General features: G+C 39.7%; 24 protein-coding genes. 12 read left to right on the plus strand and 12 right to left on the minus strand.

Features of this window, described 5'->3' with window-relative positions:
• Positions 1-31 precede the first annotated feature (31 nt).
• The 3 genes from hemH to htpG form a co-directional block, all read right to left on the minus strand.
• Positions 32-1,000: a ferrochelatase gene (gene hemH, locus VRUMOI_RS08620; RefSeq protein ID WP_089140119.1), complete on the minus strand. Its 969-nt coding sequence runs from the start codon at positions 998-1,000 to the stop codon at positions 32-34.
• 152 nt (positions 1,001-1,152) lie between these two features.
• Complete coding sequence (gene adk / locus VRUMOI_RS08625; protein ID WP_089140118.1) at positions 1,153-1,797, minus strand: adenylate kinase; 645 nt, start codon at positions 1,795-1,797, stop codon at positions 1,153-1,155.
• A 170-nt stretch (positions 1,798-1,967) separates the two neighbouring features.
• Positions 1,968-3,893 carry a molecular chaperone HtpG gene (gene htpG, locus VRUMOI_RS08630; protein WP_089140117.1) on the minus strand — a complete coding sequence of 642 codons (1,926 nt, stop codon included), beginning with the start codon at positions 3,891-3,893 and terminating at the stop codon, positions 1,968-1,970.
• A 235-nt stretch (positions 3,894-4,128) separates the two neighbouring features.
• Here htpG and VRUMOI_RS08635 point away from each other — a divergent pair, with 235 nt between their 5' ends.
• From VRUMOI_RS08635 to VRUMOI_RS08645, 3 genes are all read left to right on the plus strand, one after another.
• Positions 4,129-4,983 carry a winged helix-turn-helix domain-containing protein gene (locus VRUMOI_RS08635; RefSeq protein WP_089140116.1) on the plus strand — a complete coding sequence of 285 codons (855 nt, stop codon included), beginning with the start codon at positions 4,129-4,131 and terminating at the stop codon, positions 4,981-4,983.
• Between the two features lie 9 nt (positions 4,984-4,992).
• On the plus strand, positions 4,993-5,499 hold the full coding sequence (locus tag VRUMOI_RS08640; protein ID WP_089140115.1) for a regulatory protein ToxS: 507 nt from the start codon (positions 4,993-4,995) through the stop codon (positions 5,497-5,499).
• Positions 5,500-5,563: 64 nt separating this feature from the next.
• Positions 5,564-5,839 (plus strand): SelT/SelW/SelH family protein, encoded by a 276-nt coding sequence (locus VRUMOI_RS08645; protein WP_089140114.1) that lies wholly within the window; start codon positions 5,564-5,566, stop codon positions 5,837-5,839.
• A 15-nt stretch (positions 5,840-5,854) separates the two neighbouring features.
• Here the strand turns inward: VRUMOI_RS08645 and yfcE are convergent, their stop codons facing one another.
• Positions 5,855-6,400 (minus strand): phosphodiesterase, encoded by a 546-nt coding sequence (yfcE, locus tag VRUMOI_RS08650; RefSeq protein WP_089140113.1) that lies wholly within the window; start codon positions 6,398-6,400, stop codon positions 5,855-5,857.
• Positions 6,401-6,489: 89 nt separating this feature from the next.
• Between yfcE and VRUMOI_RS08655 the strand changes: the two genes are divergently transcribed.
• The gene (locus VRUMOI_RS08655; protein ID WP_089140112.1) at positions 6,490-7,407 is read left to right on the plus strand and encodes a TIGR01777 family oxidoreductase; all 918 of its coding nucleotides are present in this window, start codon (positions 6,490-6,492) and stop codon (positions 7,405-7,407) included.
• 333 nt (positions 7,408-7,740) lie between these two features.
• Entirely contained in the window at positions 7,741-8,595 is an 855-nt protein-coding gene (locus VRUMOI_RS08660) for a thioredoxin family protein (protein WP_089140111.1), read from the plus strand.
• A gap of 14 nt (positions 8,596-8,609) precedes the next feature.
• Here VRUMOI_RS08660 and cueR read toward each other — a convergent pair whose 3' ends face one another.
• The 5 genes from cueR to zipA all read right to left on the minus strand — a co-directional run bounded on the left by cueR (position 8,610) and on the right by zipA (position 14,517).
• Positions 8,610-8,999: a Cu(I)-responsive transcriptional regulator gene (gene cueR, locus VRUMOI_RS08665; RefSeq protein ID WP_089140110.1), complete on the minus strand. Its 390-nt coding sequence runs from the start codon at positions 8,997-8,999 to the stop codon at positions 8,610-8,612.
• Between the two features lie 84 nt (positions 9,000-9,083).
• Positions 9,084-9,827, minus strand: a complete 744-nt coding sequence (locus VRUMOI_RS08670; protein WP_089140109.1) for a YccT family protein — start codon at positions 9,825-9,827, stop codon at positions 9,084-9,086.
• Positions 9,828-9,911: 84 nt separating this feature from the next.
• The gene (locus VRUMOI_RS08675; protein WP_089140108.1) at positions 9,912-10,991 is read right to left on the minus strand and encodes a porin; all 1,080 of its coding nucleotides are present in this window, start codon (positions 10,989-10,991) and stop codon (positions 9,912-9,914) included.
• 493 nt (positions 10,992-11,484) lie between these two features.
• Positions 11,485-13,500: an NAD-dependent DNA ligase LigA gene (gene ligA / locus VRUMOI_RS08680; RefSeq protein WP_089140247.1), complete on the minus strand. Its 2,016-nt coding sequence runs from the start codon at positions 13,498-13,500 to the stop codon at positions 11,485-11,487.
• Positions 13,501-13,608: 108 nt separating this feature from the next.
• Complete coding sequence (gene zipA / locus VRUMOI_RS08685; protein WP_089140107.1) at positions 13,609-14,517, minus strand: cell division protein ZipA; 909 nt, start codon at positions 14,515-14,517, stop codon at positions 13,609-13,611.
• Positions 14,518-14,854: 337 nt separating this feature from the next.
• On the opposite strand from zipA, the gene cysZ reads away from it, so the two are divergent.
• From cysZ to crr, 5 genes are all read left to right on the plus strand, one after another.
• Complete coding sequence (gene cysZ / locus VRUMOI_RS08690) at positions 14,855-15,625, plus strand: sulfate transporter CysZ (RefSeq protein ID WP_089140106.1); 771 nt, start codon at positions 14,855-14,857, stop codon at positions 15,623-15,625.
• A gap of 192 nt (positions 15,626-15,817) precedes the next feature.
• Positions 15,818-16,786 carry a cysteine synthase A gene (gene cysK / locus VRUMOI_RS08695; RefSeq protein WP_089140105.1) on the plus strand — a complete coding sequence of 323 codons (969 nt, stop codon included), beginning with the start codon at positions 15,818-15,820 and terminating at the stop codon, positions 16,784-16,786.
• Between the two features lie 292 nt (positions 16,787-17,078).
• Entirely contained in the window at positions 17,079-17,336 is a 258-nt protein-coding gene (locus VRUMOI_RS08700; protein ID WP_027696971.1) for an HPr family phosphocarrier protein, read from the plus strand.
• A gap of 59 nt (positions 17,337-17,395) precedes the next feature.
• Positions 17,396-19,120: a phosphoenolpyruvate-protein phosphotransferase PtsI gene (gene ptsI, locus VRUMOI_RS08705; protein WP_089140104.1), complete on the plus strand. Its 1,725-nt coding sequence runs from the start codon at positions 17,396-17,398 to the stop codon at positions 19,118-19,120.
• Positions 19,121-19,172: 52 nt separating this feature from the next.
• Complete coding sequence (gene crr / locus VRUMOI_RS08710) at positions 19,173-19,682, plus strand: PTS glucose transporter subunit IIA (RefSeq protein WP_089140103.1); 510 nt, start codon at positions 19,173-19,175, stop codon at positions 19,680-19,682.
• Positions 19,683-19,887: 205 nt separating this feature from the next.
• On the opposite strand, the gene VRUMOI_RS08715 is transcribed toward crr, so the two are convergent.
• Together VRUMOI_RS08715 and VRUMOI_RS08720 are read right to left on the minus strand one after the other, a co-directional pair.
• On the minus strand, positions 19,888-20,790 hold the full coding sequence (locus tag VRUMOI_RS08715) for a Dyp-type peroxidase (RefSeq protein ID WP_089140102.1): 903 nt from the start codon (positions 20,788-20,790) through the stop codon (positions 19,888-19,890).
• Positions 20,791-20,844: 54 nt separating this feature from the next.
• Positions 20,845-21,327 (minus strand): DUF2919 domain-containing protein, encoded by a 483-nt coding sequence (locus VRUMOI_RS08720; RefSeq protein WP_089140101.1) that lies wholly within the window; start codon positions 21,325-21,327, stop codon positions 20,845-20,847.
• 75 nt (positions 21,328-21,402) lie between these two features.
• Between VRUMOI_RS08720 and VRUMOI_RS08725 the strand changes: the two genes are divergently transcribed.
• Positions 21,403-21,747, plus strand: coding sequence for a DUF2956 domain-containing protein (locus VRUMOI_RS08725; RefSeq protein WP_089140100.1), 345 nt, complete (start codon positions 21,403-21,405; stop codon positions 21,745-21,747).
• Between the two features lie 13 nt (positions 21,748-21,760).
• Here VRUMOI_RS08725 and VRUMOI_RS08730 read toward each other — a convergent pair whose 3' ends face one another.
• Positions 21,761-22,048: a helix-turn-helix domain-containing protein gene (locus tag VRUMOI_RS08730; RefSeq protein ID WP_089140099.1), complete on the minus strand. Its 288-nt coding sequence runs from the start codon at positions 22,046-22,048 to the stop codon at positions 21,761-21,763.
• Positions 22,049-22,329: 281 nt separating this feature from the next.
• Between VRUMOI_RS08730 and VRUMOI_RS08735 the strand changes: the two genes are divergently transcribed.
• Positions 22,330-22,677, plus strand: coding sequence for an ArsC family reductase (locus VRUMOI_RS08735; protein WP_089140098.1), 348 nt, complete (start codon positions 22,330-22,332; stop codon positions 22,675-22,677).
• Positions 22,678-22,684: the final 7 nt, after the last annotated feature.

Genomic DNA, 22,684 nt, shown 5'->3' on the forward strand with positions numbered 1-22,684 from the left:
AATTTAGTTAATAACGCTCAGAGGCCCTAGATTACTCATTCGGTTTAATTAAGGCCGCCATCATTTCAATATGTTCGTCAGAGTCATTCAAACATTCAATATAGCGGTAATCTTGCCCACCAGCGGTTTGATAAATCGCCTTACACTCAATGGCAATTTCTTCTAACGTTTCAATACAATCACAAGCAAAGGCAGGAGAAATAACATCTAATTTTGGCAATTTTTTCTGAGCCAATGATTTTAATGTTTTATCCGTATAAGGTTTGAGCCATTCTTCTTTGCCGAAGCGAGATTGATAACTCATTCCAATTTGATCATGAGATAAACCTAATTCTACCCGTAACAATTCAGTCGTTTTCTCGCAATGCTTAGGGTATATGTCTCCCTGATCCGCTAATCGTTGAGGGATACCATGATAAGAACACAATAAATAATCACCTTGTCCATACCGCTGCCAATAATCACGAACTTTGCTGGCAAGTGCTTTGATATAAAAAGGATGATCATGATATTCACGAATTAAGTGATAACCTGGTAGCGAGATCATTTTGCTCAAACTGCGTGATAATGCATCTGATACCGCCGCCGTCGTAGTGCTCGAATACTGTGGATACAGAGGTAACACGGTTACCGTTTCACAACCTCGTGCAATCAACTTATCAAGACCACTACTGATACTAGGGTTACCGTAAGTCATCCCCAGTTCAACGGGAAGCTGTAGGCGATTAGATAATTTTTCTACTTGTCGCTTTGAATACACCATCAAAGGCGAACCTTCTTCCATCCATACCTGTTGGTAAATCTTTGCCACCTTTGGTGAGCGTAATGGCAAAATAACCCCATTAAGTAAAGGCCACCAAATCAATCTTGGAATGCTAACAACACGCTTATCGCTCAAAAATGGTTTTAAAAAATCTTTAACGCCTTGAGATGAAGCAGATTCTGGTGTGCCAAGGTTAACCAATAATATCCCTTGCTTATTTGATGCTTGTGCCTTCATCCTCGACCCCTTACAAAAACTGATATAAAAAAAAGCGACGCTATAAATAGGTCGCTTAATATATCAAATTCTTAGCCTAGTCTCTTATCTCTTTTACCTATCAAATCAATAGATACTCTGAAATAGTCACCAGATAAGATTCGCTTATTCAATTAAGATAACGCTTTCTCGATATCAGCACTTACTTCTGACACTTGTTTAGTGCCATCAAATTTCAAGTAAGTTGTCTTCCCTGCTTCTGCTTCTTTATTGTAATAAGCAATCAGAGGTGCTGTTTGCTCATGATAAACACCTAAGCGAGCACGAACTGTCTCTTCTTTATCGTCATCACGAATCACTAGGTCTTCACCTGTTACGTCATCTTTACCTTCCACTTTAGGCGGGTTGTAAGTCACGTGGTAAGTACGACCAGAAGCTAGGTGAGCACGACGTCCTGCCATACGTTCAACGATAACGCTATCAGCAACGTCAAATTCGATCACATAGTCCACTTCAACACCAAGCTCTTTCAAGCCATCAGCTTGAGGGATAGTGCGAGGGAAACCATCAAGTAGGAAACCTTTTTCACAATCCGCTTGTGCGATACGTTCTTTGATAAGGCCAAGGATAATATCATCAGAAACGAGTTGGCCCGCATCAATAACGGCTTTCGCTTGTTTGCCCATCTCGGTACCGGCTTTAATTGCCGCACGTAACATGTCACCTGTTGAAATTTGCGGAATACCAAACTTGTCCATGATGAATTGAGCTTGAGTACCTTTACCAGCACCCGGAGCACCTAAAAGAATGATGCGCATGTATATTCCTCTTATTTAATATTTTTATACCGAAGCTCACTGTAATGAATGCACTACGGTAAGTTTCGGTATAAGGATTTTGACAGTATATCGTTGTTGTCACCAAGATTACTGTCAGATTTTTCATTTAAGGCCAAGATTTTATCACAAATCTTGGCCTATTTTCATTTTTACTTAGTAAGAAGTGCGTTGATTGCACCGACAAAGTGACTTGGATCTTCCATCGCTCCACGTTCAGCTAGCATCGCCTGACCGAGTAGGACCTCAACCCAGCGACCAAAGGCTTCTTCATCTGATTCGTCCGCCATGCGCTTCACAAGTGCATGATTTGGATTCAGTTCGAAGATGTATTTCACTTCCGGTACTTCTTGACCCGCTGCGGCTAAAAGCTTGGCCATTTGTGTCCCCATTTCATAATCATCGGTCACTACAACCGCTGGTGTATTAGCCAATTTGAAAGTGGTGCGGACTTCTTTAACACGATCACCTAGGTAGTTTTTCGTGCGTTCAACTACCGATTTGAACTCTTCTTCGGTTTCTTTTTGCTGTTCTTTTTCTGATTCATCTTCAAATTTAGATAAATCAAGGCCAGCTTTAGTGATCGCTTGGAATTGCTTACCATCGAACTCTGTTAAGTAGTTCATTAACCACTCATCAATACGATCAAACATCAGTACAACTTCTAAACCTTTAGCTCTAAATTGTTCTAGATGAGGGCTGTTTTTAGCGGCAGAGTAACTATCAGCAGTGAGATAATAAATCTTATCTTGCCCTTCTTTCATTCGCTCAACATAAGAAGCCAGTGATACCGTTTGCTCCGCACTCTCTACATGAGTCGAGGCAAAACGCATCAAGCCTGCAATTTTTTCTTTGTTTGAAAAATCTTCTGCTGGGCCTTCTTTTAGAACCAAACCAAATTCTTTCCAGAAGTTTTGATATTTTTCTTCATCGCGGTTAGCCATTTTCTCAAGCATGCTCAGCACGCGCTTGGTGCAAGCATTACGTAACGATTGAGTGATCTTGTTATCTTGCAAGATTTCACGAGACACATTTAATGGCAAATCGTTAGAATCAATTAAGCCTTTTACAAAACGTAAATAGGACGGCATAAATTGTTCAGCATCGTCCATGATAAAGACGCGTTGCACATACAATTTCAAACCAGCTTGATGATCACGGTTCATCATATCCCAAGGAGCCTTCGATGGGATATATAGCAAGCTAGTATAATCGTTCTTACCTTCAACCTTGTTATGGCTCCAGGTTAGTGGATCCGCAAAATCGTGTGAAACATGCTTATAGAATTCAACATACTCTTCATCTGTAATGTCACTTTTGCTACGAGTCCAAAGTGCTTGGGCTTTATTAATCTGCTCCCAAGACGCTTCTTTTTTCGTCACCTTAGTACCATCTTCGTTTTCTTCACCCGTCTCCACTTCTTTTTCAGTCCAAATAGAAACAGGAATGCCAATATGGTCAGAGTATTTACCAATCACATCACGTAAACGGTATTCAGATAAAAACTCTTTACCTTCTTCACGCATATGTAAAATGATGTCAGTACCACGAGTCTCTTTAGTGATATCTTCAATGGTGTAATCGCCTTCACCTTCAGAGTGCCATTGAACGGCTTGATCTGCAGGTAAGCCTGCCGCGCGAGTGCGAACGGTAACGGCATCAGCCACAATAAAGGCAGAATAGAAACCAACACCAAACTGACCAATGAGTTGGGAATCTTTACTCTGGTCTTCTGATAATTTAGAAAAGAAATCCGCTGTACCTGATTTAGCAATCGTGCCGAGATGCTCAATCACGTTTTCTCGGGACATACCGATACCGTTATCTGAAATTGTCAGAGTATTAGTTTCAGTATTAAAAGACAGTTTAACGCCTAGATCAGCATCACCTTGATATAAATCTGGATTTGATAATGCTTGGAAACGCAATTTATCTGCGGCATCGGAGGCATTCGATATTAACTCTCGTAAGAAGATTTCTTTGTTTGAATACAGGGAATGAATCATCAAGTGCAGTAGTTGTTTTACTTCTGATTGAAATCCACGTGTTTCTTTATTTGTTGTCATTGTATCGCTCATTAGAACTCCACTCTTGTTTGCCAAGATCGTATTTACAAATGTGTTTATAAAAAACTTACCTAACAAATTTGGGCGAGTAGATATAAATTCAAGGTAAAAAATCATCAAAACCGTGTTTTTCTTATCATTTTTTATTATCATGAAAGTGAAAAACATCACAAAATCTAAAAATCGCTGCCTTTTTGTGCTAGTGAGAATTTGATTTAAACCTTATTTTGCTACTGAGAACACCTAAATGACCAATATAGGCACTAAATATATTCTTGCCCAACAGTTCATATTCGATCCCTATAGCAATACGCTAACTGATCTTAATAATGACAACGATATCGTACGTTTAGGAAGTAATGAAAGCCGCATACTTTTGATCTTGATTGAGAATTCAAATCAGGTGGTGAGCCGTGATCAATTGCATGAGTATGTATGGCGAGACCAAGGATTTCAGGTCGACGATTCTAGCCTCACTCAAGCTATCTCAACGCTGAGAAAGATGCTTCAAGACTCAACAAAATCGCCTCAGTTTGTTAAAACCGTCCCAAAACGCGGTTACCAGTTAATTGCTGAAGTGGATATTGCTGCACCAGCAAAGCTTGCGGAAAACAATGCTAGTGAAATGGTGGAAAGCGATGATGGTGAACCCGCTATTAATCTTAAAACCGAAGAACTTGTCATCAACAATACCCAAAGTGCTCCCACTGCGACACGAGAAACCATTTCCGCACAACAAGAAACATCGCCTTGGTGGGCTAAACTTGTGTGGCTTTTGATTATCATCATTCCCATTATTGCTTGGGTTAGCAATGTGCCAGCATCTAAAGATTTAACCCAGATAGATACGGTTGACCATACACCACTTTTGATTCCTGCTAACCAACAAGAAATCAGCAAATGGTTACCAGTTATCAAAATATGTACCAAAGCTTATCGAAGCCAAAGTAATGATACGGCACCATTGGTAGAGATAATCGCAACAGGTGGGACCAATGATAATATTGCCCTAAATTACATTCATGATTTGGAACATGCAGATGAAAACAAAACGATTGTCTTATTTGTTGATCAGACAAACTTCAAATCACTTTGTAAATAAGAGTCTAATATGAAAAAAATTGTACCTGTTATCGTTCTTATTATCACTTTAGTGGCTTCATGGATGTACTGGAATAGTGATAAAAAACTAGAAGAGGCTCTAATGTCAAAAGAGTGGCACTCAACGACAATTGCTTACATGAACCTTTGGGATCAAAAAATAAGCTCTCTAGATAAAGCCGTCATCCGCTCAACCGTCAAATATTTACCGAATAAAAATTATATCAAGAACTCAACACTAATTTTTTCTAGTAAAAACGTGCAAGACCCGATTGAGATTACTATTTCTGAATCAGGCCAATGGGATGTCAGTGATAGCTATCTAATTGTTGATGCGACCTCATTTAAAGATATATCAACGAAACCTGTCACCTTGATTTCACCAGAACAAGTTGATGAATTAAAAAAATTATTCAAAATTAGCTCTCAACAAAGTCGAAAAATTGATGTTATAGATGAACGAACCCTACTCTTAACGAGTCTTGGACACGGTTCAAATATCTTTGTATCACAATAAGCTATTCTTTGGTTAAGTGCGCTATCGCGCTTAGCCATAGATTAACATTTAAGAGCCTAGATTCATGAAAGCAAGAATAGACATTTATTACTGCCGCCAATGTAACTGGATGCTTCGCGCTTCATGGTTAACTCAGGAATTATTGCATACCTTCAGTGAAGAGATAGACACTGTTGCATTGCATCCTGATACTGGTGGTCGATTCGAAATACTCTGTAATGATCAAACGATTTGGGAGCGTAAAACCGATGGGGGTTTTCCCGAAGCAAAAATATTAAAACAGCGTGTTCGTGACATTGTCGCACCAGAGAGAAACCTTGGGCATGTCGATAGCAATTAATATCCATATCACCGTTTAATATTTCTCCTTTAGCACCTCTTGGCCATCTAAATCATAAACACTAAAGATGCCATCTTCATATAGGCCATAGCTTGCAGCTAGCTTCCCTCGAGGAAAGGTCGTTGAGCCCGGATTGAAGATAAAATGCCCTCCTTGCCAATCTGCTTGAGGCACATGAGAATGCCCATGGCATAAAATATCACCAGTATTTAGAGGTGGTAAGCTATCTTGGTTATATAAATGACCATGGGTAATAAACATTTTTGTCCCTGAGTTAAGTAGCACCAACAAGTAATCACTCATCATTGGAAACTCCAATAACATTTGATCGACTTCACTATCGCAGTTTCCTCGAACTGCCATTATTTGACTTTTAAATTGATTAAGTAATGTTGCAACTAACGCGGGTGCATACCCTTTGGGTACAGGGTTTCTTGGACCATGATTAAGCACATCACCTAATATAATCAAGTAATCCGCTTGCGAGTTTTTAAAATGTTTAAGCACTTTTTGTGTGGCTTCAAGGCAACCATGTAAATCTGAAATAAAAAATAGTTTCATAACATTTTCATTTTAGTTAGGTAAGTTAAGATAGACCTCGCACAACTCATACCTAAGACTATAATAATAGTGACGATAAAGGAGAAGCTATGCATATCTTACTGACAGGAGGAACTGGATTCATCGGCTGCGAGTTAATTAAGCATCTCACCGGACATCAAATTACGGTACTGACTCGATCGCCGAAAAAAGCTAAAACAGCATTAAAGCATGCTGATTTTTCTAATATTGACTATATCAACAAATTATCAAGCTTCTCTGATCTTAATCATATAGATGTTGTAATCAATTTAGCCGGAGAGCCCATTGCGGCAAAACGATGGTCATCAGAGCAAAAACAAAAAATATGTCAGAGTCGCTGGAATACCACCCAGCAATTAGTCGATCTCATCAAAAAAAGTAGCCATCCACCCAAATGCTTAATTAGTGGTTCAGCAGTCGGAATCTATGGCGATAAAGACAAGCAGCAAGTCTATGAGAACGCCCCCCTAGCAAAAAATGGCTTTCCATATCAAGTATGTCAACAGTGGGAAACGATCGCCCTAAAAGCACATAGCGATAAAACACGTGTATGCTTATTAAGAACAGGGATTGTCTTAGGCTCTGATGGTGGCGCGCTTGCCGCTATGTTGCCACCCTTTAAGCTAGGTGTTGGCGGCAAGATGGGAACTGGTGAGCAATATATGCCATGGATACACTTGCAAGATACCGCTCGTGCCATTGCATATTTAGCCAATCATAATAAAGCCAGTGGCGTTTTTAACCTAAGTGCGCCTCACCCTGTGACCAACCTAGCGTTTACCGATAGTTTAGCAAAAATCTTAAAGCGCCCTGCGTTCATGACAACGCCGAAATGGCTGATGAACCTGATCATGGGCGAATCTTCACAATTACTCTTTGATAGTGTTAGAGCTAAGCCAAAACACCTTACGGAGCTTGGTTTTATCTTCACTTTTTCTCATTTAGAACCAGCATTAAAACAAATTTTCCATGCCAGAGAAAATTAGCAGGAAAACTCACCGATTATACGATGTCATTAAACCTTAATAATTATGTGTCAATATTCCCATATAGCAGCGGTATATTATTGGAGTTGTATAATGACCCTAAATCAACTTAATTGGTTATGTATAGCAATTGTATTTACCATGCTTTTGCTGATTTAAATTCGAAGTAAAACAGAACTAAGGCCAGTTTCCATTCTATAACTATTAACCTATTATTATATCTTGTTGAACGGCTACCTTGAATTATCATCATCGAGACCTCATTGTTATGTAAATGATTTAGGCTTCTATGCCTACCCATATATAACTTGCCACGATTTCAAGGATAATGCGATGCAGCCAGAATTCATCATTGAACTTAATGAACAAAACTTCCGCCCGACCATAGAACGCTCGCAACAACAACCTGTTCTTATTCACTTTTGGGCTCCATCAGTGGTTGAAAGCACTCCCGTTATCAATGAACTCCAAACACTTGCTACACAATATAAAGGCGCATTTACGCTAGCGTTTCTCAACTGCGAATCTGAACCTGCATTAGCCTCTCAGTTTGGTGTTCAATCTCTTCCAACTATTGCCCTATTTTCAAATGGTCAAGCAGTGGATGGTATGGCTGGCCCACAAACGATTGATACCATCACCAATATGTTGATTAAGCACCTTCCAAGCCCAGAAGATTTAACGCTTAAAGCTGCCATTGAAGCAATGGAAAACAGCCAACATCAAGAAGCATTAACATCACTACAAACATTGCCTGAAAGCTACACATCACGCGGTGACATTAAGTTAGCCATTGCTGATTGCCTTTTAGAAACGCAGCAATTTGATCTAGCTAAAACTCAGTTAGCTAACATCCCTCTGGAGTATCAAGATAATTATTACAAAGGCTTAATTGCTAAGTTAGAATTGCATGAACAAGCAGCAGATAGCCCAGAAATTCAAGCTTTAGAATCTCAGCTAGCCGAAGACCCGACTAACCTCGTTTGTATTTGCGATTTGGCGCTGCAATATCACCAAGTCGCAAGGGACGAAGAAGCTCTACAGCTATTGATGAGCATATTAAGAAAAGATCTGAATGCTCATGATGGTGAAGTAAAAAAAGTGTGTATGGATATTTTATCTGCATTAGGACAAGGTAATGGAATCGCATCTAAGTACCGCAGACAACTTTACTCTTTACTTTATTAATCGTTAGTTGGTCCTTACTGACCGGTTAAACCATCAATAATTGGACAGTTGGGACCATTATCTCCGGGGCATTCATTAATCCATTCAACAAGTTGTTGACGAATCAATGTAAGCTCTGCCAGCTTTTTATCAACCTCAGCCAATTTAGCTTTCGTTGTTTCTTTGACTTTATAGCTGGTACGGCAAGGGTCACTTGCCAGCTCAACCAATGCTTTACATTCATCTAAATGGAAACCAACCATTCTCGCTCTAGCAACGATCTTTAACTGCTCCAATTGGCTTTCTTGATAGTCACGATAACCATTATTTAGCCTTCTCGGAGGCGTAATAATCCCCTTATCTTCATAGAAGCGAATCGATTTTGCCGATAAACCCGTTAATGATGATGCTTGGCTAATATTCATGACTTCTCCTCCAATAAAAGACCGGTCATAAATTCAATTTATGACCGGTCGAAGTATATCATAGCGCTATATTGGCTCTAAAGATTACTCAGCCTTAAGTAACCAAGCCAATATTTGACTTCTTTGATCGTTAGAGGCTTTTTTATACCAATACTCTAACATTTCACTGGGTTTACCAGCGGTTTTTAAGTCACCCGAAACTTGTTTTCTATTTTGAAAAGCCCAAGAAGAGAAAGATTCTTTTTCCTCTTGGTTGGCTTCACCATACCAATACTCTACCATTTCTTGAGGCTTGCTGACTTTTATTGCTTCCGATTTGTTTGCAGAAGCGTTTACTAGTGCAGCTGTTGAGACGCCAGTGATACCATTGGTTTTATTATAAGCTGCCAGCTCTTTTTCATAATCTCGAGTAAAACCATCTAGTGCTTCTAACCGGTCTTGCTTCACTTTAACAACTTCATTATTTGCATTCTTAATCGTAAATTCAGGCTGCTTATCAAATAATTTAGCGTCTTCTGTTGTCGTTATTTTAGAACTTGGAGCAATAGTTAAATGAGTATCAGCTTGATCTAAGGTGATCACAACAGGTACAGAATTATACTTTTCATACTCACCACGATTTTGTACTAATTTTTCAATTTGAATGACAATTTGGTTTTGCCCATTATCCAAATTAAATTGTTTTTTTGAGAGCAAACTGAAACCAAGTTCATCTCCATTAATCACAACAGGGTGTACATCCTGATTAAGGTCTATCTTGACATCTGCAGCGGCTTGAAAAGAGGCACTAACCAAGCCAGCTAACAACAAAATTTTAAATGATTTCATACTTCATCCTTAATCTTAAACAAAAACGGGCACCTTCAATGGTGCCCGATTACTATAACAAAACTAGTGTGCTAACAATGTGAGTTAGAAATAGTATTCAGCACCAACTAGAACGAAATTGTTCCAGTCGCCAGAGTTGTTCATTTCGTAGTTACGTGAATCAATGTATAGGTAAGTGCTTGGTAATAAGTAACCTAAACGTGCTGTGATTGCAGTATCTGAAGTATCATCACCTGTACCATCAGCCATATCCGCATCATCAGTACCGGCGTAACCCACTTTAAATACCCATTGGTTATTCAAAATATACTGAGCCGTTGTTGACCACGCATTTTGGCTATTAGTGCCTGCTGCAGAGTCTTGCTCCATATATTTATAAGCGGCTGTGAACGTGAAATCACCTAGGAATAAGCTACCACCGGCAATGGCATAGCTATTACCATACATTTTCACTTCGCCACCTGGTACATAATCAGGGTTTAAAACGACATCACCAAGATCGTTAATAATGTATTGAGGATTATCGCCAACTGAATCATTATAATCACCGCGATTATAATAACCAGCATGCAAATTAAACATATCTGCTGAGTACGATGCAGCAACACTTGCCACTAATGCATCAACAGTATGCTCCATGCCACTGACCGTTGCTTGAACAGAGAACCCGCCCCAGTTAGCTGAGTCATAACGAACAACGTTATCTGCACGATCTTGGAAACCCGCACCAATGTCATTGTTCCAGTCAAATACATTACCTAGACCTGGGTTTGAGTGCGGCCAATCGACATAGTTATATGTTGCGACTAATTGACGACCAAACTTAAATGAACCAACGCCATCAAAGTCCAAGCCTAAATATGTGTCACGAGCACCAAGCTGACCTGATTTAGAACCGTTGTCTGCGTTACCGCCTTCAATTTGCCAAATAAAGTTTGGCGCAAAATCTTCAAATTCAACCGTGCCGCGGAAACCGACGCGAGACTCAATCACAGTACCGAAGTTGCTGTCATCTTGGTCATCACCGTAGATCATAAAGCCAGCCGCTTGGCCGTAAAATTGTACTGCGTCACCCGCTAGAGGAATGGCAGCATTTGCTGTGCCTGTAAATGCTGCAGCAGAAACTACAGCGCCAAGTAGCGTACGTTTAAAAATTTTTTCCATGGAAAAGCTCCTAAAAAATGGACATAGCTGTTTTATTTCACCTTGAAGCTTTAAGTGGCCGCCGAAAGCAACAAGGCATTCTTCCTATTAATTTGCTTAGTAAACTAACTAAACAAAAAAGTTATCGTTTTAATGTTCGTACACAATGTGTATCCACGAGATCAAGACTAACTTCGCTACGCAAAACATCAACATTAAGTTGATTTTTTAACAAAAAAACATGAGCGAGTGCAAAGTTCCATCGCATTAGTGATCATCATCACAAACCACAAAAACAAAAATTTAATCACAAAAAATCAACAAGTTAACCAAGCCCACCCCATAAAAATGGAATAAATTGAGAAACAAACACATTCACATCACAAACGGTGATAGCAACAAAAATAACCACAACAAACATTAAGAAACATTTTACCTTGCTTGATATATAAAAAAGGCTCCCAATTGGGAGCCTTTTAAAAAAACAGGACTTAATTTATTTTTTAAATAAAGATTATGAATTCAATATTGCAAGTAATTGCTCTTCTGTTTGAATCTCAACACCTAGCTCTTGAGCCTTAGCGAGCTTAGACCCTGCCGCTTCTCCTGCAAATAAAATATCGGTTTTTTTGGAGACACTACCAGACACTTTAGCTCCCAATGCTTGCAGTGCTGCTTTAGCATCATTACGATTTAAGTGCGAAAATGACCCTGTGATAACTACGGTTTTATCTTTCAAAGGAAGAGATTCCGGATCAATACTAACCTCAATATCCGGCCAATGAACACCTTGTTCTATAAGGTCATCGATGACTTTTTGGTTATTTTCTTCTGAAAAGAAATGGACGATATGTTCTGCCACTATTTGACCAACATCGGGTACTTCAATCAGTTCTTCTTTCGTCGAGGCTCTGACTTTATTTAACGTTTGGAAATGCAATGCAAGGTTTTGTGCTGTCGCCTCTCCAACTTCCCTGATACCCAATGAATAGAGAAAACGCGGTAATGTAGTTTCTTTCGCAGCCTCTAAAGCATTCACTATATTTTGCGCGGATTTAGGTCCGAGTCGGTCTAAAACGGTAATGACTCCGGCAGACAACTTAAACAAATCAGCGGGAGTTTGGACCATTTCTTTTTCGACTAATTGCTCTATCACTTTAACACCGAGTCCATCCACATCCATTGCTTTACGTGATACAAAGTGCTTCAAAGCTTCAATCCGTTGAGCTTGGCAAATTAAGCCCCCCGTACAGCGAGTCACTGCTTCTCCTTCAATGCGTTCGACATCTGAGTGGCAAACTGGGCATTGTGTTGGATAGATAACACGTATCGCATCTGCTGGGCGTCTATCTGGCACAACCCCAACAATTTTAGGGATAACATCTCCCGCTCTACGAACAATCACGGTATCACCAATATGCACATCTAAACGCTCAATTTCATCTGCATTATGTAATGTGGCATTACTCACTGTCACGCCGCCGACATAAACCGGCTCTAGTTTAGCTACTGGGGTTATCGCTCCAGTACGACCAACTTGAAATTCCACATCATTTAAACGTGTCATTTCTTCTTGAGCAGGAAACTTATAAGCAATCGCCCAGCGAGGTGCTCGAGCCACAAAGCCAAGCTCTTCTTGCAACACTATATCGTCAACTTTGATCACAACACCGTCAATTTCATAAGCGAGCTCACCACGGCGCTGTAAAATATCTTGGTAATAAGCTTTCACATTTTCCAGCCCTTCAACCACTTTCGTCTCTGGACACATTGGGAGTCCCCAAGATTTCAGAGTTAAAAAGCGTTGATAATGACTTTGTGGTAAAGAGCCACCTTCGATAACCCCAACACTATAAGCATAAAAACTTAAAGGACGAGTTGCGGTAACTTTAGAATCTAATTGGCGCAAACTACCAGCCGCCGCATTACGGGGGTTCGCAAACGGCTTAGTCCCATTTTTTAACGCCTTTTCATTAAAAACATTAAAACCATCCAACAACATGAAAACTTCGCCACGCACTTCAATTCGTTGTGGCCAATTTTCACCTTGTAATTTTAGTGGTATAGATTTAATGGTTTTAACATTAGCGGTGATGTTCTCTCCAGTTGCACCATCACCACGCGTTGCCGCTTGGACCAAGACACCATTCTCGTACAGAAGACTAACGGCAAGGCCATCCAACTTGGGTTCACAACAATACGTATTACATTGTTTGTTTTTTAGACGAGTTACGATTTTTTTATGAAAATTATCTAATTCACTTTCTTCGAATGCGTTATCTAATGAAAGCATTGGAATTTCGTGTTTCACTTGTGTAAAACCATCGAGTGGTTTTCCTCCCACTCTCATGGATGGCGACGACTCAGAAAGAAATTCAGGGTGCTCTTTTTCTAACGCGATCAACTCTCGCATTAAGCGGTCATATTCCGCATCGGTAATTTCAGGGTTATCTTCGACGTAATAACGGACACCATGGTGGTGAAGTGTCTCTCTTAATTGCTCTATTTTTTGTTCAATTGAGTTACTCATTGCCTTTACCTGATAGTTCTTATTCATAAAAGAAGTATTCATAAAAAAGGCTCCTAATGAAGGAGCCTGAATCTTCGTTTCTATTATTTTTTCATAGCCAGCTGATATTTACTCAGCGTCTGCATTTCTTGCAACATAATCACGAATCTGTTGACGATAAGCCGATAGTCTATTCGGTGTCATTAGATTGCGTTTATCATCTAATACATTGGCCCCCAAATCGTCAGCAATTTGCTGAGCCGTCCTAAGCATAAGCTTGAAGTTTTGATCTGCGTCGCCAAAACAAGGCAAAGTCATAAAGAATGAAATACCCTTGGTACTGAATGTTGCTGGGTCATCATGGGCCAAAGTCCCAGGGTTCATCATATTAGCGACACTAAATAAGACTTTACCAGTTCCAGAAATATCAGCATGGCAGTGGAAAATATCCATAGCGCCATAATGCAACCCATGTTGCTGCATACTGTCAAATAACTGAGTACCAACAAACTCCGATGATCCCGCAGCATGAACATGGAAGATGATGACTTCCATTTCATTTTTAGATGATGGCTTCTGTGCTTCAGGCTTTTCAACATTCCGAGGGTTAGAAGTAGGTCCAGTGGAAATGCCATCTGGTGCAACTTCTGATCCAGACATCGACTGATGTACTTGCGTCTTTTTTGCGACCGGTTCATCTGCCGTTAATGCGACTTCATTTTCGGCTTCCGCTACCTCAGAATCATCCGTTGCGGCAAAAGACACGTCAGATCGACCAAATAATGGATCGATTTCTTCTTCTGATTCATCAACATGAAACGCAGGCTCTTTACGCTCTTTTACTGGCGTAGCATGTGAAACAATACCTTCATCAACGTCATCGGCAAGTGGGGTATCAACCTTTGGTTCCATTTTATTTAAAGGTTTATCCGCGAATTTCGCTTTACCTTCTTTTTTACTTGTCCAGATACCATGTACCAGTAAACCCGCAATCGCCAGTCCACCTACAATAATGAGTACTAGTCGCAATTCCTGCATTTGTCACTCTCAACTATTAATGTAATTATCAAAACCATCACTCAACTTGTTGAATTACAAAAAGCCATTATGGATGTTCAATTGTGTCTTATCATGCCATAGAAATGGCTAAATGAGTGGTTTGTATAAAACTATTGATTACTTTACCAAAAAATTTATCCTCAAGTCACCTTTAGATATCAGGATTACAATATCTCTCAACGTGAATCAAAGTTTCAATGGAAAATATACCTGTTTTATTGGTGAGATTTTAGACCTCTTCAGCTCATCGCTCTTTTCTTATTTATCTATAACAGTAGAATAAAGATTACGCTTGTACCTTATCCATGGAGTGTTCATGTCATCACCAACCCCTAATTTGAGAGCCCCTCAACCACCCAAAACTGGTTTTGGTTACTTTATTTACGGAGCTCAATTATGTTTCAAGCCGGGCATTCGTCGTTTTGTCATTTTACCACTACTCACAAACATAATGTTATTCGGTGGCTCATTGTTTTACTTATATAGTAATCTCAGCGATTGGCTAGACAATTGGCTAGGCACACTTCCAGATATGTTGTCTTGGTTATCTTATCTATTATTGCCTTTATTAGGTATCACCATCATAGCAACATTCAGTTATTTTTTTAGTACAGTGGCAAACTGGATTGCAGCCCCCTTTAATGGACTTCTTGCCGAGAAATTAGAAATCCAATTAACGGGTCAAGGACCTGCAGACCAAAACTTATTTTCATTAATTAAAGACACGCCCAGAATTCTGCATAGAGAGTGGGTAAAACTAAAATACTACCTGCCTAAAGCTCTAGGATTATTTATTCTGTTGTTAATACCAGCGCTAGGTCAAACACTCGGTCCTGTATTATGGTTTGCTTTTTCAGCATGGATGATGGCAATACAATATTGTGATTATCCTTTTGATAATCATAAAGTTACCTTTCCAAAAATGAAGAATAATCTTAAAGATGACAAATGGAGAGCGTATAGCTTTGGGGGCTCAGTCGCCCTTTGTACTATGGTACCTATTGTCAATCTATTTGTTATGCCGATTGCGGTCTGTGGTGCGACAGCAATGTGGGTAGATCGTTACAAGGCACTGAATAACCAATAAACTTGATTAAACGCTGTGATCCCACCTCTGATTACAGCGTATTTCAGTCACGATACTGCTAGTCAGACTTTTCTCCATATCATATAACCATTTATTCCTTTCACCTTATTGACTGTAGATTTATGCTTTTAACCATGTACTAATAAAGTGCTTATCAATTCACACCCTACCGTGTAATGAAGGAACATCAACATGACAAAGATTTACGAAGATAACTCTCAAACTATTGGTAATACTCCTCTTGTACGCTTAAACCGTGTTAGTAAAGGTAATGTTTTAGCCAAGATTGAAGCACGTAACCCTAGCTTCAGCGTAAAATGCCGTATTGGTGCCAACATGGTATGGGAAGCAGAAAAAGCCGGTTTACTAAAGCCTGGTGTTGAACTAGTCGAGCCGACCAGTGGTAATACTGGTATTGCACTTGCGTACGTAGCTGCCGCTCGTGGTTATAAATTGACCCTTACAATGCCTGAATCAATGAGCCTAGAACGCCGTAAGTTACTAAAAGCACTTGGGGCAAACTTAGAGTTAACCGAAGCCGCTAAAGGTATGAAAGGTGCAATTGCAAAAGCTGAAGAAATTGTCGCAAGCGATCCTAGTAAGTACCTTTTACTGCAGCAGTTTAATAACCCAGCTAACCCAGCGATTCATGAACAAACAACCGGCCCAGAAATTTGGGATGCAACGGATGGACAAGTTGATGTGTTTGTATCCGGTGTCGGTACTGGTGGTACTTTAACCGGTACTAGCCGTTACTTGAAGAATACCAAAGGTAAAGCAGTGACAACCGTCGCGGTAGAGCCAGCTGAATCACCAGTAATCGCTCAAGCACTTGCAGGAGAAGAAATTCAACCCGCTCCACACAAAATCCAAGGCATCGGTGCTGGTTTTATCCCTGGTAACCTTGATTTAGAGTTAATTGATAAAGTTATTTCAGTCACTTCAGATGAAGCGATTGTTATGGCTCGCCGCTTGATGGAAGAAGAAGGTATTCTAGCTGGAATTTCCTCTGGAGCAGCAATTGTCGCAGCCAATAAAATAGCTGAACTACCTGAATTTGAAGGGAAAATGATTGTAGCTATATTACCAAGCTCAGGTGAGAGATATCTCAGCACTGCGCTATTTTCAGGTATCTTTAGTGAGAAAGAGAACGAGCAGTAAAACTGGTCCAAATCAATTTTTCTCGGAAAAAAGCTCCTTTATGGGGCTTTTTTGTTGATCCCTACCACTCCTTTAGTGATAATCGGGATGTTTTATTTTTAGCTTCAAAATAAAGAAGCCTGTTAATTAACCAACTAAGATTAGTTAACTGAAAATAAATAAATGATAAGTGATGACTGAAAGCAATCGATTAGTGCCACTTAATTTCTTCGCTAGCGAAGCGATAAATAAGAAGGTAAGCTAAACTACTTTTCAGTTTCCAACAAAAAGCAAATTAATCGGGGTAACACACATGTATCAGAAGCAAGTAGAAATCACTGCAGAAAACGGCCTTCACACTCGTCCTGCTGCACAATTCGTTAAAGAAGCTAAAGCGTTCGATGCTGATATCACAGTGACTTCTAACGGCAAAAGCGCAAGTGCTAAGAGCCTTTTCAAACTACAAACTCTTGGCCTAGTAAAAGGCACTGTAGTCACTATTTCTGCAGAAGGTCCTCAAGCTGAAGCGGCTGTTGATCACCTAGTTGCTCTAATGGATCAACTACACTAATCACATCTGTGATTCACGGTATTTTTACTTTTTATATTTGAACAAATTAAGGTAAGGCTATGATTTCTGGAATTCTAGCATCTCCTGGTATTGCTTTCGGTAAAGCACTACTTCTTCAAGAAGATGAAATTGTCCTAAATAAAACACCTATTTCGGACGATCAAGTTGAAGCAGAAGTAAAACGCTTCTTTGATGCTCGTAATAAATCTTCTGAGCAATTAGAAGGCATTAAACAAAAAGCACTTGAAACCTTCGGTGAAGAAAAAGAAGCTATCTTCGAAGGACACATCATGTTGCTTGAAGATGAAGAGCTAGAAGAAGAAATTTTAGCCCTCATCAAATCAGACAAAATGTCTGCTGGCCTTGCAATCCATACTGTGATTGAAGAACAAGCGACAGCACTTGAGTCTCTTGATGATGACTACCTTAAAGAACGTGCTACCGATATCCGCGATATCGGTACACGTTTTGTTAAAAATGCACTAGGCATTAACATCGTATCGTTAAGTGCAATCAATGAAGAAGTTATTCTTGTTGCTAATGACTTAACACCATCGGAAACAGCACAAATCAATCTAGAATTCGTTTTAGGCTTTGCGTGTGACATCGGTGGTCGTACATCTCACACTTCTATCATGGCTCGTTCACTTGAACTTCCAGCAATTGTGGGTACTAACGACATTACTAAGCAAGTGTCTAACGGCGACATTTTGATTTTGGATGCAATTAACAACAAAATCATCGTCAACCCTTCTGACTCTGAGCTTGAAGAAGCAAAATCAATTCGCGATAACTTCTTTGCTGAAAAAGAAGAATTAGCCAAATTGAAAGACCTTCCAGCCGTCACTCTCGACGATCACCACGTAGAAGTTTGCGGTAACATTGGTACAGTTAAAGACTGTGACGGTATTATTCGTAACGGTGGTGAAGGTGTTGGTCTATACCGTACCGAATTCCTATTTATGGATCGTGATTCTCTTCCAACTGAAGAAGAACAATACAAAGCTTATAAAGAAGTTGCTGAAGCAATGGGTGATCAAGCCGTCATTATCCGTACTATGGATATCGGTGGTGACAAAGATCTTCCATACATGGATCTACCACAAGAAATGAACCCGTTCTTAGGCTGGCGTGCAGTACGTATCAGCTTGGACCGTCGTGAAATTCTAAAAGACCAATTACGTGGTATTTTACGCGCATCAGCACACGGTAAGCTTCGCATCATGTTCCCAATGATTATCTCTGTTGAAGAGATCCGCGAACTTAAAGCCGCCATTGAAGAGTACAAAGCTGAACTTCGCAGTGAAGGTGTGGCATTCGATGAAGATATCGAGATTGGCGTCATGGTGGAAACACCTGCAGCGGCAGCGATTGCTCACCACCTAGCGAAAGAAGTTTCATTCTTTAGTATTGGCACAAACGACTTAACTCAATATACTCTTGCAGTTGACCGTGGTAATGAGTTAATTTCTCACCTCTATAACCCACTATCTCCAGCTGTGCTAACTGTGATCAAACAAGTTATTGATGCATCACACAAAGAAGGCAAGTGGACTGGTATGTGTGGTGAGCTAGCGGGTGATGAGCGTGCTACCCTACTACTATTGGGTATGGGCTTAGATGAATTCAGCATGAGCGGTATTTCTATCCCGCGCGTTAAGAAAATCATCCGTAACTCAAACTTCGCAGAAGTAAAAGCAATGGCTGAAGAAGCTCTTGCTCTACCAACTGCGGCAGAAATCGAAGCTTGCGTTGATAAATTTATCGCAGAAAAATCGAATTAAGAATATAATCTTTTAATTAAAGATTAAAAAGTTAACTGCTTAGGAGCACAACATGGGTCTGTTTGACAAACTTAAGAAGCTAGTATCTGACGACACAGCTGATGCAGGCGCGATTGAAATTATCGCACCACTTTCTGGTGAAATCGTAAACATCGAAGATGTGCCTGATGTGGTTTTCGCTGAGAAAATCGTTGGTGACGGTATTGCTATCAAACCAAATGGCGACAAAATGGTTGCACCAGTAAACGGTACAATCGGTAAAATTTTTGAAACTAACCACGCATTCTCTATCGAGTCTGACGATGGTATCGAACTATTCGTTCACTTTGGTATCGACACTGTTGAACTAAAAGGTGAAGGTTTCACTCGTATCGCTGAAGAAGGTCAAACTGTGAAAGCAGGCGACACTATCATCGAATTTGATCTTGCATACCTACAAGAAAATGCAAAATCTACACTGACTCCTGTTGTTATCTCTAACATGGACGAAATCAAAGAGCTAAGCAAGCTTTCTGGTAACGTTGTTGTTGGTGAAACACCAGTTATCCGTATCACTAAGTAATTTTCTTTGTGATATAAAAAACGCTGCTCATGGGCAGCGTTTTTTTATATCTGAAATAAACTCATAAGATAAAACTAAGCAACTATCTCATACTCGAAAATCATACTAATTCCAAATAGCACGCTCAACATACAAAAAATATAACCCACTAACTCGCGACTGTTTTACAAGCTCACATGCTAATTAGTGGGCCATACTATTCATATTAAGCTAACGCTAATTTAGACAACATTTCTTCTGATGGTGCAAAGAAATAAGCACCGGTTACAGCTTGAGTAAAACGCAATAAATGGTCAGTCTTACCATCAGTTTCACCGAACATGCTCCCAAGCAATACTTTAAAGTTATGTAGGCGATTACAGTAAGCAATAAACAATAAACCGTGCTCTCCTGATACGCTGCCATAAGGTAAGCTATGGCGAACCATTTTTAACCCTTTACCCTCTTCTTTAATATCAACACGGCCAACATGAGATTGAGCTGGAACGTTATCTAACTCAACCGAATCAGGCTTAGTTCGGCCAATCACTTTTTCTTGTGCGGCAACATTCAAACGATTCCAAGCAGGTAAGTCATGGACATAACGTTGAAGCATAACATAGCTACCACCTGCAAACTCACCATCAGGAATCACTGCAACTTGGCGACGCTCATCGCCTTCAGGATTTTCTGTCCCATCAATAAAATCAGTCATATCACGGCTATCTAAGAAACGATAACCATAAGTTTCATCGACAACCTCAACATCATCACTAATTTCAGTCATAAGCTTACGCAATATATAAAAGTGCAAATCATGGCGGTTGGAGTGGCAATGCAGTAAGACATCGACTTCCGTTGCCGGTGCGATAGTATCTCCTGAACCTAGTTCAACAAATGGCTCTAACTCGTGAGGCATAGTTTGGTTCGTTTTCAACCAGAATGAATGAGTAAAAGCTAATGATAAATAAAGGTTTGAGTTAGGTTGCTGATCATTTAGAGATGACACCAACTCTGGCAATAATTTTAATTGCTTTAATACATGGGAGTGGTTGGTCTTGATCTTCAGCAAGCACTGTAAAGAAAATGGGTTAACTTCAGGTATAATTGCGGATTGTGGTTTCGACATGGATACTTCCTTATTCGATTTTTTATCGTCATGATTAACCTCACAACGCAGGTATTACATTACATTCGGAATGGAAAAAGTGTCTTTTACTCTTTGTGATTGAAATAAATACATTAATAACCACACTAAACCAAGTAAGGTTAATGCATCACTCCAATTAAATAGCCATTGAGTTTGAGATAAATGATAAAGGGTTATGACAAATTGTGCCAATACAATAGCGGCCGTATAACTACGTCCAAAGGCGAGTATTTTATTTAGCCATTGACGCTCAGGCCTGCGTAAGGAAATTGTCCAAGCCAAGATCACAATAGGCAACCCAACCATTAACCCTAAATAAAGGCTATCCGTAACTGGATAAATAATGGATAGCAATTTTGCACTCATCGTCCGACTGGCACTCGCAATGATAAAGACAATCCAAGCTTTCGCTAAAAATAACCAACTTAACCATAACCACATTGGTGGTTTAAGAAAGCCATTTTTATCATAGTCATCGACACTATAAGTTATCGCATATTGCACAGTGGTCTTCATCCCTTTGCTACGGTTATGTTAGTCTAGGGAATATCCCTCGCTTGTACTACTTTAACAAAGAATGATCCCATTAAGATGAAAGTAAATAAAAAAAATATCTCACCAGAAACACAACAAGACGCACTGACTGTCGCAAAGTCGATCCAAAAACCGGGGCAAACTAAAGAGCAAACCAAGTTAATCGCTCAAGGCATTGAAAAAGGTATCGCTTTATATAAGAAGCAGCACAAAGAAAAACTCAGAGAAGCGGATAAATTACGTAAAAAACAATCTCAAAAAACCAACCAATCCCAAGAGAAATTGAGCTCTGAATTAAACGCTAACAACCACGGTGAATCGGTTAATCGCTCTGCATTGCCATGGGTATTTCTCATTATCAGCTGGATTGGTTTTGGCATTTATTTTTTGCTACAGAAATAACACGACAACTGGGCTATTGAGCTAAATCTAAAAACTGAGCAATATCAGATTGCCACTGTTTAAGAATTCTCACATCAAATGGCCCCCAGTTATTTACCGTGTAATATCCATCATTATGACGACGGCCATCTTGTACAAATGACAAATGAATGCCGATCGCTGGCAACGCCTTCAGTACGTCTTGAATGGTTCGTCGTGGCCACCCCGTTCTTTCCATTAATTTAGGCACATTTGGTCGTTCTAAGTCTTTAATCAACAGCGCGATATAAAGACGCCTTGCAAATACAGGGCTAAGCTCCACAGTGATATCCTCAAACAATGACCGATGAGATCAATAAAAACAATTGAGCCTATTATCACCATAAATGCTGAATACCATTTTGCGTAGGATCAATCCGAAGCCATACAAATCCTTGCCTCTTATTTCACCCGATTTATAAGCATGGAAACAAGTGCATTAACACGCTGAATTGTGTACGATTCGTTACATAAATAAAGCTAAGGCTTTAGAAAGTTTAGATTGCTAGATAACAAACGTTAATCCGTAAAACCGGTATCAAACCAAAGTAAAAGGGACCGTAAATAATGATTACCATGTATGGCATACCAAATTGTGACACGATAAAAAAAGCCAAGAAATGGTTAGATGCTAACGGCGTCGAGTATCACTTTCATGATTATCGTAAAGAGGGTATTGATACCGAGTTAGTCTCATTATTTTGCCAACAGTTTGGTTGGGAAACCGTTGTTAATAAGCGCGGAACGACTTACCGCCAATTAACCGATGAGAAAAAAAATACTCTAAATGCAGAAAACGCACTTCTATTACTGGTCGAGAACCCAGCAATGATTAAGCGTCCGATTTTATTGACCGACACAGCAGCATTAATTGGATTTAAAGCTGCTGACTATGAAACTCTATTAAAGTAAGGAAATA

The sequence above is a fragment of the Vibrio rumoiensis genome (assembly GCF_002218045.2).
Lineage (GTDB): Bacteria > Pseudomonadota > Gammaproteobacteria > Enterobacterales > Vibrionaceae > Vibrio > Vibrio rumoiensis.

Coding starts and splice junctions, on each gene's coding strand:
- VRUMOI_RS08645 (WP_089140114.1), top strand. CDS start 5,564: ATGAAAGCAAGAATAGACATTTATTACTGCCGCCAATGTAACTGGATG.
- ligA (WP_089140247.1), bottom strand. CDS start 13,500: ATGAGTAACTCAATTGAACAAAAAATAGAGCAATTAAGAGAGACACTT.
- cueR (WP_089140110.1), bottom strand. CDS start 8,999: ATGAATATTAGCCAAGCATCATCATTAACGGGTTTATCGGCAAAATCG.
- VRUMOI_RS08670 (WP_089140109.1), bottom strand. CDS start 9,827: ATGAAATCATTTAAAATTTTGTTGTTAGCTGGCTTGGTTAGTGCCTCT.
- ptsI (WP_089140104.1), top strand. CDS start 17,396: ATGATTTCTGGAATTCTAGCATCTCCTGGTATTGCTTTCGGTAAAGCA.
- VRUMOI_RS08715 (WP_089140102.1), bottom strand. CDS start 20,790: ATGTCGAAACCACAATCCGCAATTATACCTGAAGTTAACCCATTTTCT.
- htpG (WP_089140117.1), bottom strand. CDS start 3,893: ATGAGCGATACAATGACAACAAATAAAGAAACACGTGGATTTCAATCA.
- cysK (WP_089140105.1), top strand. CDS start 15,818: ATGACAAAGATTTACGAAGATAACTCTCAAACTATTGGTAATACTCCT.
- VRUMOI_RS08660 (WP_089140111.1), top strand. CDS start 7,741: ATGCAGCCAGAATTCATCATTGAACTTAATGAACAAAACTTCCGCCCG.
- VRUMOI_RS08725 (WP_089140100.1), top strand. CDS start 21,403: ATGAAAGTAAATAAAAAAAATATCTCACCAGAAACACAACAAGACGCA.
- VRUMOI_RS08720 (WP_089140101.1), bottom strand. CDS start 21,327: ATGAAGACCACTGTGCAATATGCGATAACTTATAGTGTCGATGACTAT.
- zipA (WP_089140107.1), bottom strand. CDS start 14,517: ATGCAGGAATTGCGACTAGTACTCATTATTGTAGGTGGACTGGCGATT.
- VRUMOI_RS08675 (WP_089140108.1), bottom strand. CDS start 10,991: ATGGAAAAAATTTTTAAACGTACGCTACTTGGCGCTGTAGTTTCTGCT.
- crr (WP_089140103.1), top strand. CDS start 19,173: ATGGGTCTGTTTGACAAACTTAAGAAGCTAGTATCTGACGACACAGCT.
- hemH (WP_089140119.1), bottom strand. CDS start 1,000: ATGAAGGCACAAGCATCAAATAAGCAAGGGATATTATTGGTTAACCTT.
- VRUMOI_RS08640 (WP_089140115.1), top strand. CDS start 4,993: ATGAAAAAAATTGTACCTGTTATCGTTCTTATTATCACTTTAGTGGCT.
- VRUMOI_RS08700 (WP_027696971.1), top strand. CDS start 17,079: ATGTATCAGAAGCAAGTAGAAATCACTGCAGAAAACGGCCTTCACACT.
- VRUMOI_RS08635 (WP_089140116.1), top strand. CDS start 4,129: ATGACCAATATAGGCACTAAATATATTCTTGCCCAACAGTTCATATTC.
- cysZ (WP_089140106.1), top strand. CDS start 14,855: ATGTCATCACCAACCCCTAATTTGAGAGCCCCTCAACCACCCAAAACT.
- yfcE (WP_089140113.1), bottom strand. CDS start 6,400: ATGAAACTATTTTTTATTTCAGATTTACATGGTTGCCTTGAAGCCACA.
- adk (WP_089140118.1), bottom strand. CDS start 1,797: ATGCGCATCATTCTTTTAGGTGCTCCGGGTGCTGGTAAAGGTACTCAA.
- VRUMOI_RS08655 (WP_089140112.1), top strand. CDS start 6,490: ATGCATATCTTACTGACAGGAGGAACTGGATTCATCGGCTGCGAGTTA.